The organism is Novosphingobium meiothermophilum (assembly GCF_003171715.1).
Classification (GTDB): domain Bacteria; phylum Pseudomonadota; class Alphaproteobacteria; order Sphingomonadales; family Sphingomonadaceae; genus Novosphingobium; species Novosphingobium meiothermophilum.
In genome coordinates this window covers 716,076-728,268 of record NZ_QGHL01000007.1, presented here as the reverse complement: position 1 = coordinate 728,268, position 12,193 = coordinate 716,076, and the positions used below count along the sequence as shown (strand labels likewise).

Here is a 12,193-nt window from a genome sequence, read left to right as displayed (position 1 = left end):
ATGAAGGATCTGCCTGTCAACGAACTGGTCGAACCCAAGCTGGTGGATATCACCTACGAGACAGACGAGCCGGTGCGCTATGAAGTGGAAGGCGCGGTGGCTTGGATCACGATGAACCGCCCCGCGTTCAACAATGCGCAGAACGGGCAGATGACCTATGCGCTCGACGATGCGTTCAATCGTGCGGTGCAGGACGACACTATCCGGGCGATCGTGCTGGCTGGAGAGGGCAAGCACTTTTCGGCAGGCCATGACATCGGCACGCCGGGGCGCGATCTGCATCACGAGTTCGACAAGCGGCTGATGCTGCCGCCGCACACGAACAAGCCGGCCGCCGAACTGCTCTATACCCGCGAGCAGGAGCAATACCTTGGCATGTGCCGCCGCTGGCGCGATATTCCGAAGCCGACCATCGCCATGGTGCAGGGTGCCTGCGTTGCGGGCGGGCTGATGCTGGCGTGGGTGTGCGATCTGATCGTGGCTTCGGAAGATGCCTTCTTTCAGGATCCGGTGAATCCGCTGATGGGCATTCCGGGGGTGGAATACTTTGCCCATGCCTTTGAACTGCCGCCGCGCGTGGCCAAGGAGTTCCTGCTGCTGGGCGAGCGGATGAGCGCGCAGCGTGCCTATGATTTCGGCATGGTCAACAAGGTGGTGCCGCGCGATCAGCTGCGCGAGGCGACGGTGGTATGGGCCGCCAAGCTGGCATCTCAGGGACGTCTGGGCAACTGGCTGACCAAGCAGGCGATCAACCACGTTGAGGAACTGCGCGGCAAGCGTGCGGCGATGGATGCGGTCTATCACATGCACCACTTCGCCCATGCGCAGAACGATCTCGTCACCGGCAATTCGATTGCGGGCGTAAGCGGCAAGTCGGCCGCGGCGGCGAACGCCGCAGCAGCAAACGCCGCAGCATCAAACAGGGCCGATCAATCCTGATGGCCGATACGCTTGCCACTGTCCTGACCGAGCGGCTGGGCTGCCGTCTGCCGGTGATCCAGACCGCTATGGGTTGGGTCGCCAGGCCTGAACTGGTGGCCGCATCGAGCAATGCCGGGGCCTTCGGGTTTCTGGCTTGCGCGGTGATGAATCCGCAGGAGGCGGCCGAGGAAATTGCCCGCCTGCGCGATATGACCCCGCACCATTTCGGTGTGAACTTCCACAGCTTTCAGCCCGGCGCCGCCGAGATCGTGAAGCTGATCCTTGCCAATCGTGATCGGGTGCGCGCGGTCAGCTTCGGACGCGGGCCGGATGCGAAGATGATTGGCGCGTTCCGCGATGCGGGCATCTTGTGCATCCCCACGGTGGGCGCGGTGAAGCACGCGGAAAAGATGGTCCAGCTGGGCTGCGACATGATTACCGTGCAGGGCGGCGAGGGCGGCGGGCACACCGGCGCGGTGCCTACAACCGTGCTGCTGCCACAGGTGCTGGACGCGGTCGATGTGCCGGTTGTGGCGGCAGGCGGCTTTGGCGACGGGCGCGGGCTGGCGGCCGCTCTCGCCTTCGGCGCAGTCGGGGTCGCCATGGGAACGCGCTTTCTGATGACGGCGGAAAGCCCGGTGCCGCAGGCGCCCAAGGCGGCCTACGTCAAGGCGGGCACTGCGGATATTGCGGTTTCAACCAAGGTGGACGGCATTCCGCAGCGCATGATCCTCAACCCGTTGCTGCGCCGGATCGAAGGATCGGGCACGCTGGCGATGTGGGCGCGCGCGATGGAGGCGGGGCTTGAGATGAAGCGCCAGAACGGCATGAGCTGGGGGCAGGTGATCGGCACCGCCCGCGCCATGACATCGCATGGCGAAATGCCGCTGGCACAAGCGATCATGGCGGCGGCGGCCCCGATGATGATCCAGCGCGCGGTCGTATCGGGCGACGCCGAAAACGGGCTGATGGCAACAGGCGTGGTGGCCGGACGCCTCAAGGACCTGCCGACCTGCGCTGATCTGCTGCAAAGTATCGAAACCGAAGCGCGCGCCCGTATTGCCGCGCTCTGCAACCGGGGCTGACAAATGCCGATAACAACCGAAATCCGCGATCGAATAGCCGAAATTGTTTTCGACGTGCCCCCGGTAAACGCTTTCGACAGCGCAACCTGGATGTCGCTCCCCGCCATCATCACCGCCGCGGCAAACAATCCCGAAGTGAACTGCGTGCTGATCCGGGCGGCGGAAGGCGCGCGCGGCTTTTGCGGCGGGGTGGACATCAAGGAGATGCAGGCACATCCCGAACGCATCACGGTTCTCAATCGCGGCAATTTTCTGACGTTCAAGGCCATCCGCGATGCCGAAGTTCCGGTCGTAGTGGCCGCGCACAAGTTCGTGATCGGTGGGGGTATCGGCATTTGCGGGGCGAGCGATACGATCATTGCAGCGGATGATGCGTTCTTCTCGCTGCCCGAAGTCGATCGTGGTGCGATGGGCGGGGCCAGCCACCTCTCGCGCATGTTGCCGCTGCACAAAGTGCGCGCGGCGTTCTTTACCGGCGGCAATATCCCGGCCGAGGAAGCCTATCGGTTGGGCGCGGTGGAGAAGGTCGTGCCGCGCGAGAAACTGGTGGAAGAAGCACGCGCATTTTGTGCGGTGATTGCCGCGAAGAGCCGCAAGGCACTGGTCATCGCCAAGGAGGCGCTGAACGGGCTTGAGCCGCGCGACGTGGATCGGGGTTATCGCTGGGAACAGGGCTTCACGCTGGAAATGTACATGCACGAGGACAGCCAGAAGGCGCGCGATGCCTTTGTCCATACCGGCAAGGCAGCGCAGTTCTGATGGCCCAACTCTGATGATGGCGCTCTGATAATGGACCTGACCTACACTCCCGAACAGCAGGCGTTCCGCGCCGAGGTGCGCGCATGGCTGGAAGTGCACGTGCCGAAGCATCCGCTTGAGCATTATGATGCCACGCGCGAAGGCTTCGAGGCCCACCGCAAGTGGGAAGCCACCCTGAAAAGCGGTGACTGGGGCATGGTCACATGGCCAAAGGAATACGGCGGGCGCGGGCTTGATCTGATTCAGTGGCTGATCTTCGAGGAAGAGTATTACCGCGCAGGCGCGCCGGGGCGCGTGAACCAGAACGGCATCTTTCTGCTTGGCCCCACGCTGATGGAGTTCGGCACCCACGAACAGAAGCAGCGCTTCCTGCCGCCAATGGCAAGCGGCGAGGAGATCTGGGCGCAGGCATGGTCGGAACCGCAGGCCGGATCAGACCTTGCAGGCGTTCGGGCCACGGCGGTGCGAGAAGGCGAGGAATACGTGTTGAACGGCCACAAGATCTGGTCGAGCCGCGCCGCCTTTGCCGACTGGGCCTTCGGTCTGTTCCGCGAACCGGGGAGCGAGCGGCACAAGGGAATGAGCCTGATCTTCTTCCCGCTCGATGCGCCGGGCGTGACCCGCAACCCGATCCGCAAGATCAACGGGCACGTGGGCTTTGCCGAAATCTTTCTCGACAACGTGCGTGTGCCTGCCTTTAACCGTCTGGGCGAGGAAGGGCAGGGCTGGCACATCTGCATGGCCACCGCAGGCTTCGAGCGCGGCTTGATGCTGCGCAGCCCGGCGCGATTCCAGCAGGCTGCGGCTGCCCTTGCCGCGCTGTGGAAGGACCGCAAGGACACGTGTGATCCAGTGCTTGAGGCCGATGTGATCCGTGCGCACATGAACGCCGAAAGCTATGCGCTGAACATCTACCAGACCGCGTCGCGCCTGATGGCGGGCGCGAAGATCGGGCCGGAGGCTTCGACCAACAAGATCTTCTGGTCGGAAATGGACATCCACCTGCACGAGACCGCACTGGCAATTCTCGGCGCCGAGGCGGAGCTTTTGCCGCCAACTGGCGAGCACGACTGGCTTGACGATTACATCTTTTCGCTGGCCGGGCCGATCTATGCCGGGTCGAACGAGATCCAGCGTAACATCATTGCCGAGCGTATGCTCGGCCTGCCGCGCTGAAGGGGGGACAGGCAAATGGACTTCACCCTGAACGACGAACAGCTGATGTTTGCCGAAACGGCGCGCACGCTGCTGGGCGATACCTGCACCCCGGATCACTGGCACCGGATGATGCAGCAGGGCGCAGGCTTTGACGCTTCGCGCTGGGCGCAGATTGTCGAGAACGGTTTCACCCTGTTGCTCCTGCCCGAAGCGGCTGGCGGCATGGGATTGAGCGAACTGGACCTCGCTCTGATCCTGATCGAGGCAGGCTATGTCGCGCTGCCCGAACCGCTGGCCGAAAGCGCGGGTGTTGGCGCGCCGCTGCTGGCAAGTCTTGCGCCGGGCCACCCGGTCCTTGCCGATCCGGCGGCAATCATCGCGGTGGCGCCTGCCATCAATCCGGTTGTCGCCAATGCCGATGTCGCGGCGGCAATCCTTATCGAGAAGGATGGGCGCGTCTGGCTGGCAAAGCCCGATCAGGTTCGGCTTACGCCGGCCGCGTGCATCGATCCACTGCGCCGCCTGTTCCACATCGAGTGGGATGCGGGCAAGGCTGAAGACCTTGGCCCTGCCGACTGGTCGCAGGCGCTGGACCGGGCTGCGCTCTTCGCAGCGGCGCAAGGGCTTGGGCTGGCGCAGCGGGCGGTCGATCTTGCCGTTGCCTACGCCAGGGAGCGCACCCAGTTCGGCAAGCCGATCGGCTCCTATCAGGCGGTAAAGCATCACCTCGCCAGCGCGCAGACCGCGATCGAGTTCGCCCGGCCCGTGGTGCTCGCCGCGGCGGCGGATGTGGGCCATTCAGACCTGCATTCGCGGGCGCGTGTCAGCCATGCCAAGATCGTTGCGCTGGAAGCCGCCGAGCAGGCCGCGCGCGCGTCGATCCAGGTTCACGGCGCGATGGGCTATTCATGGGAAGTGGATGTCCACCTGTTCCTCAAGCGCGCGCTGGCGCTCAAGGCCGCATGGGGAACACCCGCATTTCACCGCAGCCGCATTGCCGCGCGCATGTTCGCCCAGCCGCTTGGCGCCGATCAGACTTTTGCGCGGCAGGCCGGATAGGAAACCAACAGCGTAAACGAGGCTCCAGCTTGCTGAGAGCGAGCAAGACGCAAGGCCGCAAGAGCCGATTGCCTGCGACCGGCACCTGAGAATCAGGCGCCGGCTATGTTCGCCTTTTCAACTGGCGTCTCGACCGGCTCGTCCCGCTCCTTCCTTTCGGAATAGCGATCGACCAGTTGCTCGGCGTGCGGTCGCAGGAGCACCGTGAAACGCACCAGTTCCTCGATCACGTCGACAATGCGGTCATAATAGCTTGATGGCTTCATCCGCCCGGTTTCGTCGAACTCGTCATAGGCTTTGGCGACGCTCGACTGGTTGGGGATGGTGAACATTCGCATCCAGCGTCCAAGGATGCGCAGCGTGTTGACGCTGTTGAAGCTCTGCGATCCAGCGCAGACCTGCATCACCGCAAGCGTGCGCCCTTGCGTGGGGCGCAAGCCCTTGTAGGCCAGCGGCAGATGATCGATCTGCGCCTTCATGATCCCGGTGATCTGGCCGTGGCGTTCGGGGCTGCACCAGACCTGCCCTTCCGACCAGAGCGCATGTTCGCGCAGTTCATGAACTGCCGGGTGGTCGTCGCCTGCCACCTGATCGGGCAAGGGAAGGTCTGCGGGATCGAAAATGCGCGTCTCGCATCCGAAGAATTGCAATAGCCGCGCCGATTCCTCGATCACGAGGCGCGAATAGGACCTCTCGCGCAATGATCCGTAAAGCAGCAGGAACCGAGGCGGGGGATCAAGCGGTCCAAGCCCGATGGCCGGACGCCGGTGGACGTATTCGGGCCTGAGTGCGGGCAAATGGTCAGGATCGGCCAGCGTGCGCAGGCGCTGAAAAGGGGCGCCGCTCATGCCCGTGTCTCTGACGGAACACTCTCTGTGAACCAGCGTCGCCCAAACCAGAAGGCGGCGTTCACCAGCAGGATCAGCACCGGCACCTCAACCAGCGGTCCGATGACTGCCGCAAAGGCGACTGGCGATGCCAGTCCGAAGGCCGCGATGGCAACCGCGATCGCCAGCTCGAAATTGTTGCCCGCTGCGGTGAAGGCCACCGCAGTCGTCCGCGGATAATCGCTGGCGATCAGTTTCCCCATGAAGAAACTGATCGTGAACTGGACGACGAAGTAGATCGTCAGCGGAATGGCAATGCGGATGGTATCGCCGGGCAGCGTCAGGATTTCGCCCCCCTTGAGGCTGAACATGGCAACGATGGTGAAAAGCAGCGCGATGAGCGTTACCGGACCGATCCGGGGCAGGAAGGTCTGTTCATACCATTCCCTGCCCTTGGCCCTGACAAGCCATTTGCGCGTCAGGAACCCGGCAAGGAAGGGGATGCCCAGATAGATCAGCACCGCTTCGGCAATGGTCCCGAAGCTGACCTTGATCACGCTGCCTTCCAGCCCGAACAGCGGCGGCAGAAAGCCGAGGAAGAACCACGCGTAAACGCTGAAGAACAGGATCTGGAACACCGAGTTGAACGCTACCAGCGCGGCGACATACTGGTTGTCGCCTTTCGCCAACTGGTTCCACACGATCACCATGGCGATGCAGCGGGCAAGCCCGATCAGGATCAGCCCGGTCATGTATTCGGGCTTGTCGCCGAGAAAGATGACCGCCAGCGCGAACATCAGCACCGGGCCGATAATCCAGTTCTGCACCAGCGAGATCGCCAGAACCCGCTTGTCCTCGAACACGCGCGGCAGTTCTTCATAGCGCACGCGCGCCAGTGGCGGATACATCATCAGGACCAGACCGATGGCGATGGGGATATTGGTCGTCCCCCACGAGAGACGGTCTATCGCTGCGGGCAGGCCATCGAAGGTTGCCCCCAGACCCACGCCGACCGCCATGGCGAGAAAGATCCACAAGGTCAGATACCGGTCGAGGAACGAGAGTCGCTCGCGCTTGGCAGGAACAGTCATCATGCTTTTCCGTTCAGCCAGCCACGCGGTTGCCCGCGGCATCGATCACCTGTTCGCCGTCTTCCTTGGCAAAGGCTCCGCGCTGCTCAGCCGGGATCAGGTCGAGCACTTCTTCTGACGGGCGGCACAGCTTCACCCCCAACGGCGAGACAACCAGAGGGCGGTTGATCAGGATCGGGTGCGCCATCATCGCGTCGATCAACTGCGCCTCGGTGAGATCGGGATTGTCGAGGCCGAGTTCGGCATAGGGCGTGCCCTTTTCGCGCAGCAGCGCGCGCGGCGATATGCCAGCCCGTTCGATCAGGCTTTCGAGCATGGCGCGCGAAGGCGGCGTCTTGAGATATTCCACCACATGCGGCTCGATCCCGGCATTGCGGATCATCGCCAGCGCATTGCGCGAGGTGCCGCATTCGGGATTGTGATAGATCACGATATCGGTGTTCATTCGCTTGCTCCGATGCTGGCACCTTCGGTCTGGCCGATTTCCTTCAGCTTCTGCCGCATTGCCATTTCGTCGATGCTGGTGTGCGGCAGCGTAAGGAACAGCGAGATCCGGTTCGTCAGATAGCGCAGGGCCTGAAGAAATGCGTCGCGCTGGCCTTCGCCTTCGACGGCGGCCGGGTCCTCTATGCCCCAATGCGCGGTCATCGGTTGGCCGATCCACACCGGACAGGCTTCGCCTGCGGCATTGTCGCAGACCGTGAAGATGAAATCGAACTCCGGCGATCCGGGCTTGGAAAACTCGTTCCAGCTCTTTGAATACGCGCCCGTGGTATCGTAGTCCATCCCGTTCAGGACCGACAATGCCATGGGGTGAACTTCGCCTTTGGGCTGGCTGCCCGCGCTCCACGCCTTGAAGCGGCCCGCGCCCAGCTTGTTCATCACCGCTTCGCCGATGATCGAGCGTGCGGAATTGCCTGTGCAGAGGAAGAGGACGTTGTAGATCCTGTCAGACATCGCGTGCCTCACACGGTAACGGGTTGATCGGCGTTGCAGGTGATGCCGCCGATGAGATCGGCACACATTTCAGGCGCGCCTTCACAGCAATCCTGCATCAGGAAGGTGAGCAGGCGGCGCATTCCGGCATAGTCCGTGCGGTAGCGGATCAGGCGGCTTTCGCGTTGCGACTGGACCAGCCCCGCCCGCTCCAGTGTCGCCAGATGATGCGACATCGTGGATGGCGGAACCCCCTGATGTTCGGCAATGGCGCCAGCGATCATGCCCTCCGGGCCTGCCTTCACCAGCATGCGGAATACGCCGAGCCGGGTTTCATGCGCGAGCGCCCCCAACGCATCGACCGCCCAGACTTGTGTGGCCAGATTATTCGTCATTCGTCGATCCTTCGAGCGACGTCGAAATATGAGGTCTGCGACCTTACGTCAATCGATTCTTCGGAAAGTATCGAATTGATGGCGAGGGCATGGCCAGCGTCATGAAGCACCGGGCTGTCGCCAATTCCGGGTTAAGCAAAGCGGCACAGATTGATGCAACGCTAACCGGCCCCGACTTCGGCTGCCCGTATTGTGAGCATGCCGAGCATGGTGGTTCGTCGCGCTCTAGACCGTCTGGCCACAGGCAATTGCTTGTCGGTATATGGCCGCGGCACGGCATCGGTGGTTCTGTTCAGAGAACGTGCGCGACTTATACCGCCTTTACACGACCTTCGTCCGTCAGTGTAAGAACAACCGCTCTGCGGTGTAAGTTGCTCTATTCAAGGGATGAAAATGGTGGACGCACTAGGGCTCGAACCTAGGACCCGCTGATTAAGAGTCAGCTGCTCTACCAACTGAGCTATGCGTCCATGTCCGTGGGCAGGCCGTGAAACAGGCTCTGCAAAGACGGATGGTGGTGGACGCACTAGGGCTCGAACCTAGGACCCGCTGATTAAGAGTCAGCTGCTCTACCAACTGAGCTATGCGTCCATGCCATGCGGCATTCCCGTTCGGGAGCCGCCCCAATAGCGATTTTTTTGGCCCTGCCAAGCCCCATTTTGCGCATTGGATAACCTCATGCGCTTCGGCGCAACAGCGGCCTCCTTTACCGTCAGCCGGAAAGGCCGCGGGGCGCGGTGCGGTTCCAGCGTTCCACCGCCATGATCGTGCCGATGCAGATCATGTTGGTCATCATCGACGATCCGCCGTGGCTCATCCAGGGCAGGGGAATGCCCACGACCGGCGCAAGCCCCATGACCATCATCAGGTTGATGCACATGTAGAAAAAGATCGTCATCGTCATGCCCGCGGCCAGCAGGCGCGAGAACCGGTCGGGTGCGTCCTTGGCCACGCGCAGCCCCCAGCGAAAGATCAGGCCGAACACCGCCAGCACGAAGAATCCTCCGATCAGGCCCCATTCCTCGGCCATTGTGGCGAAAACGAAGTCCGTGTGCGATTCGGGCAAATAGTTGAGATGACTTTGCGAGCCATTGCCGAAGCCCTTGCCCCACAGGCCCCCCGATCCGATTGCGATCTTGGATTGGGTGATGTGATAGCCCGACCCCAGCGGATCGTTTTCAGGATCAAGGAACACGAGCACGCGGCGGCGCTGATAATCGTGCAGCAGGGTGAAGAACGCGATCGGCGCGGCAATGATACCCGCCAGCCCCGCACCGATGAACCATCTGAGCGGCAGGCCCGCCAGAAACATCACGATCACTGCGCCGAAAGTGATGGAAAGGCCGGTGCCAAGATCGGGCTGGAGCATGACGAGACCTGCCGGAATGCCCAGCAATACCGACGCTGGTATCAACGCCCGCCAGCTTTGCGTTTCACCGATTGGCAGCACCGAATAGAACCATGCCAGCACCAGCACGATCCCCGGCTTCATAAGTTCGGAGGGCTGAAGCGTCATGAAACCCAGATTGAGCCAGCGCTGGCTCCCGCCGCCGATGCCGCCGATCAGTTCCACCAGCACCAGCAATGCGCAGAGCACGCCGTAAACGGGCAGGGCGGCCTGGCGGAATAATTCCTTTGGCAGCCGGGCGATGACCATCGCCATGACGAGAAAGACGCAAAAGCGCACCAGATGCGACAGCGACCAGAGCTGGAACCGCCCGCCCGCTGCCGAATCAAGCACCGCAGAGCCAAAGCCGACAAGCGCGATGAGTGGCACGAGCACGCCCCACGGCTGGCGCGCGATGACAGCCGGAACATAGGCCCGCGGCATCACTGCCCTCCTGCGGCCGGAGCGGCCGGATTGGCTGCGGTGCCGGACGCCGCCCCAGGGGATGACGGCCTGGGTGTTGCCGGTGCCGGTTGCGGTGCTCCGGCTTCGGCATCGGCATCCGGGCGAGGGTCAGTCGCAGCGGTCTGCGCGGCTGAAGGTTCGCGAGGCTTGCGTTCATCCCCGATGCGCTCGGTAAGGCTGTCGTCATCAGGCGCAGGCGCTGCCGGAGCAGAAGCGCCATACTTCTGCGCGAACATTGCATAGCGTGCAGCCATGCGCTGCTGAACGTTGCCGCCCCACTGCTTCTCGAAGTCTTCAAGCACCGCCATCGCCTTTGCGGGATCGAAGATGTAGGTCATGACGTCGCGCGCGATCGGATAGGCGGCGCTCGATCCGCCGCCATGTTCGATCACCACCGCACAGGCATATTTCGGCTTGTCGAAGGGCGCGAAGGCGATGAAGTGGCCATGATCGCGGTATTTCCACAGACCGCTCTTGCCATTGGCGATGTTGAGGCCGACAACCTGGGCGGTTCCCGTCTTGCCCGCCATGAGGACATCCACCGGCAGCTTTGCGCGTCCGGCGGTGCCGCGTCCATTCACGACCTCGCTCATCGCGGCGTGAATGTAATCGAGGTGATCCTGCCTGAAGCCCATGTGCGCAGGCAGAGGGGCGTTGCGGTCGAGCAGCAGGCGCGGCATGACATTGCGGCCCGATGCAATGCGCGATGCCATCACCGCCTGCTGGAGCGGATTGACCAGCATGTAGCCCTGACCGATCGTGGCGTTCACGGTATCGTAAACCGCCCACTCCTTCTTGTATTTGCGCAGCTTCCATGCCGGATCGGGCACGGTGCCATAGGATTGGCCCGGATAGGGCATCGGAAACTCCTGCCCCAGGCCCAGCCTGCGTGCCATGGCGGCAATCGCGTCCATCCCGATCTTCTGCGCGAAGTGATAGAAATAGACATCGCAAGACTGGTAGATCGCCTTGGCCATGTCGACCGAGCCATGTCCGCGCCGGTTCCAGCAGTGAAACACGCGATTGCCCACGCGCAAGCCGCCGCTGCATCCGACGCTTGCGGAAGGATCGAGCCCCGCTTCCAGAAAGGCCATGGCCACCATCGGCTTCACGGTCGATCCGGGCGGATAAAGTCCGCGCAGCACCTTGTTGCGCAGCGGCACGTGATCGTCCTCGGACAGCATTTTCCATTCGATCCGGCCAATGCCGTCGGAAAAGCTGTTGGGATCGAAACTGGGCATCGATGCCATGGCCAGAATGTCGCCGCTTTCGCAATCCATTACCACGACAGCGCCCGATTCCAGCCCGATCCGCCGGGCGGCATATTCCTGAAGGCCGGCGTTGATGGTCAACTGGATGGGCTTTCCCGGCACGTCTTCGCGCGTGCCGAGGTCGCGCACGATGCGGCCCGATGCGGTCGCTTCCACCCGCCGCGCCCCCGGAACGCCGCGCAAGCGCGCCTCGAAGTGCTTTTCAAGCCCGTCCTTGCCGATCTTGAAGCCCGGCGTGACCAGCAGCGGGTTGCGTTCCTTTTCGTAGTCTTCCGCCGATGCAGTGCCGACATAGCCGATGAGGTGCCCCACCGAGGCGCCCGCCGGATAGAACCGGGAATAGCCCTTCTGCGGGATCACGCCCGGCAGTTCGGGCAAACGCACGCTCACGGCGGCAAACTTTTCCCAGTCGAGACTGGCGGCTACTTCGACCGGCTGAAATCCGCGCGCCTTGTCGAGCTTGTCGCGGATGTCGCGCACCCGATCAGGTGACAGATCAAGCAGGCTGGAAAGCGTCTGCATGGTCCGGTCCGCGTCGATGACGCGGTCGGGGATCAGGTCGACGCGAAAATCGGCGCGATTGGCTGCAAGCGATCTGCCGAACCGGTCGAGCACCCAGCCGCGCCGGGGCGGAATGAGCGTGAGGTTGACGCGGTTGCTCTCGGAGGCCGCCTGATACTTCTCGTTCTGCGCAACTGCGAGATAGCTCAGCCGCGCTGCCAGCAGCACCCCGACACCGGTCTGCAACGCGCCGAGAACGAAGGTGCGCCGCTCGAAGCGGTTGGTCAGGATGGCGGACGTCAGCGGCAGTTTCTGGGCCGATTTGCTGGCGCCCATGC

The 12,193-nt window shown here is 62.8% G+C and carries 12 protein-coding genes and 2 tRNA genes; 5 read left to right on the top strand and 9 right to left on the bottom strand.

Annotation, left to right across the window (positions count from 1 at the left end; translation table 11 throughout):
* The 5 genes from DKM43_RS07480 to DKM43_RS07460 are packed head-to-tail and all read left to right on the top strand — an operon-like array spanning position 1 to position 4,982.
* The gene (locus tag DKM43_RS07480; RefSeq protein WP_109797790.1) at positions 1-939 is read left to right on the top strand and encodes an enoyl-CoA hydratase; all 939 of its coding nucleotides are present in this window, start codon (positions 1-3) and stop codon (positions 937-939) included.
* On the top strand, positions 939-2,006 hold the full coding sequence (locus DKM43_RS07475) for an NAD(P)H-dependent flavin oxidoreductase (RefSeq protein ID WP_109797789.1): 1,068 nt from the start codon (positions 939-941) through the stop codon (positions 2,004-2,006). Before DKM43_RS07480 ends, DKM43_RS07475 begins: the two co-directional genes overlap by 1 nt.
* A 3-nt stretch (positions 2,007-2,009) precedes the next feature.
* A complete protein-coding gene (locus tag DKM43_RS07470) occupies positions 2,010-2,765 on the top strand; it encodes an enoyl-CoA hydratase family protein (protein ID WP_109797788.1) in 756 nt (251 codons plus the stop codon).
* 30 nt (positions 2,766-2,795) lie between these two features.
* Positions 2,796-3,941: an acyl-CoA dehydrogenase gene (locus DKM43_RS07465; protein WP_109797787.1), complete on the top strand. Its 1,146-nt coding sequence runs from the start codon at positions 2,796-2,798 to the stop codon at positions 3,939-3,941.
* Positions 3,942-3,956: 15 nt separating this feature from the next.
* Positions 3,957-4,982: an acyl-CoA dehydrogenase family protein gene (locus DKM43_RS07460; protein WP_109797786.1), complete on the top strand. Its 1,026-nt coding sequence runs from the start codon at positions 3,957-3,959 to the stop codon at positions 4,980-4,982.
* Positions 4,983-5,074: 92 nt separating this feature from the next.
* Here the strand turns inward: DKM43_RS07460 and arsH are convergent, their stop codons facing one another.
* From arsH to mrdA, 9 genes are all read right to left on the bottom strand, one after another.
* A complete protein-coding gene (gene arsH / locus DKM43_RS07455) occupies positions 5,075-5,830 on the bottom strand; it encodes an arsenical resistance protein ArsH (protein WP_109797785.1) in 756 nt (251 codons plus the stop codon).
* On the bottom strand, positions 5,827-6,903 hold the full coding sequence (gene arsB / locus DKM43_RS07450) for an ACR3 family arsenite efflux transporter (RefSeq protein ID WP_236632436.1): 1,077 nt from the start codon (positions 6,901-6,903) through the stop codon (positions 5,827-5,829). Before arsB ends, arsH begins: the two co-directional genes overlap by 4 nt.
* Positions 6,904-6,913: 10 nt before the next feature.
* Positions 6,914-7,345, bottom strand: coding sequence for an arsenate reductase (glutaredoxin) (gene arsC / locus DKM43_RS07445; RefSeq protein WP_109797784.1), 432 nt, complete (start codon positions 7,343-7,345; stop codon positions 6,914-6,916).
* Entirely contained in the window at positions 7,342-7,857 is a 516-nt protein-coding gene (locus DKM43_RS07440) for an arsenate reductase ArsC (protein WP_109797783.1), read from the bottom strand. The genes arsC and DKM43_RS07440 overlap by 4 nt, the downstream gene beginning before the upstream one ends.
* 8 nt (positions 7,858-7,865) lie before the next feature.
* On the bottom strand, positions 7,866-8,231 hold the full coding sequence (locus DKM43_RS07435) for an ArsR/SmtB family transcription factor (protein ID WP_109797782.1): 366 nt from the start codon (positions 8,229-8,231) through the stop codon (positions 7,866-7,868).
* 394 nt (positions 8,232-8,625) lie between these two features.
* A tRNA-Lys gene (locus DKM43_RS07430) sits at positions 8,626-8,701 on the bottom strand.
* Between the two features lie 45 nt (positions 8,702-8,746).
* Positions 8,747-8,822, bottom strand: a tRNA-Lys gene (locus tag DKM43_RS07425).
* A gap of 121 nt (positions 8,823-8,943) precedes the next feature.
* Positions 8,944-10,062 carry a rod shape-determining protein RodA gene (gene rodA, locus DKM43_RS07420; RefSeq protein ID WP_109797781.1) on the bottom strand — a complete coding sequence of 373 codons (1,119 nt, stop codon included), beginning with the start codon at positions 10,060-10,062 and terminating at the stop codon, positions 8,944-8,946.
* Entirely contained in the window at positions 10,062-12,191 is a 2,130-nt protein-coding gene (gene mrdA, locus DKM43_RS07415) for a penicillin-binding protein 2 (protein ID WP_109797780.1), read from the bottom strand. The genes rodA and mrdA overlap by 1 nt, the downstream gene beginning before the upstream one ends.
* Positions 12,192-12,193: the final 2 nt, after the last annotated feature.

What these genes read in the sequence shown, in the direction of transcription:
- DKM43_RS07480 (WP_109797790.1), top strand. Translation starts at nt 1, where the DNA reads ATGAAGGATCTGCCTGTCAACGAACTGGTCGAACCCAAGCTGGTGGAT.
- DKM43_RS07475 (WP_109797789.1), top strand. Translation starts at nt 939, where the DNA reads ATGGCCGATACGCTTGCCACTGTCCTGACCGAGCGGCTGGGCTGCCGT.
- DKM43_RS07470 (WP_109797788.1), top strand. Translation starts at nt 2,010, where the DNA reads ATGCCGATAACAACCGAAATCCGCGATCGAATAGCCGAAATTGTTTTC.
- DKM43_RS07465 (WP_109797787.1), top strand. Translation starts at nt 2,796, where the DNA reads ATGGACCTGACCTACACTCCCGAACAGCAGGCGTTCCGCGCCGAGGTG.
- DKM43_RS07460 (WP_109797786.1), top strand. Translation starts at nt 3,957, where the DNA reads ATGGACTTCACCCTGAACGACGAACAGCTGATGTTTGCCGAAACGGCG.
- arsH (WP_109797785.1), bottom strand. Translation starts at nt 5,830, where the DNA reads ATGAGCGGCGCCCCTTTTCAGCGCCTGCGCACGCTGGCCGATCCTGAC.
- arsB (WP_236632436.1), bottom strand. Translation starts at nt 6,903, where the DNA reads ATGATGACTGTTCCTGCCAAGCGCGAGCGACTCTCGTTCCTCGACCGG.
- arsC (WP_109797784.1), bottom strand. Translation starts at nt 7,345, where the DNA reads ATGAACACCGATATCGTGATCTATCACAATCCCGAATGCGGCACCTCG.
- DKM43_RS07440 (WP_109797783.1), bottom strand. Translation starts at nt 7,857, where the DNA reads ATGTCTGACAGGATCTACAACGTCCTCTTCCTCTGCACAGGCAATTCC.
- DKM43_RS07435 (WP_109797782.1), bottom strand. Translation starts at nt 8,231, where the DNA reads ATGACGAATAATCTGGCCACACAAGTCTGGGCGGTCGATGCGTTGGGG.
- rodA (WP_109797781.1), bottom strand. Translation starts at nt 10,062, where the DNA reads ATGCCGCGGGCCTATGTTCCGGCTGTCATCGCGCGCCAGCCGTGGGGC.
- mrdA (WP_109797780.1), bottom strand. Translation starts at nt 12,191, where the DNA reads ATGGGCGCCAGCAAATCGGCCCAGAAACTGCCGCTGACGTCCGCCATC.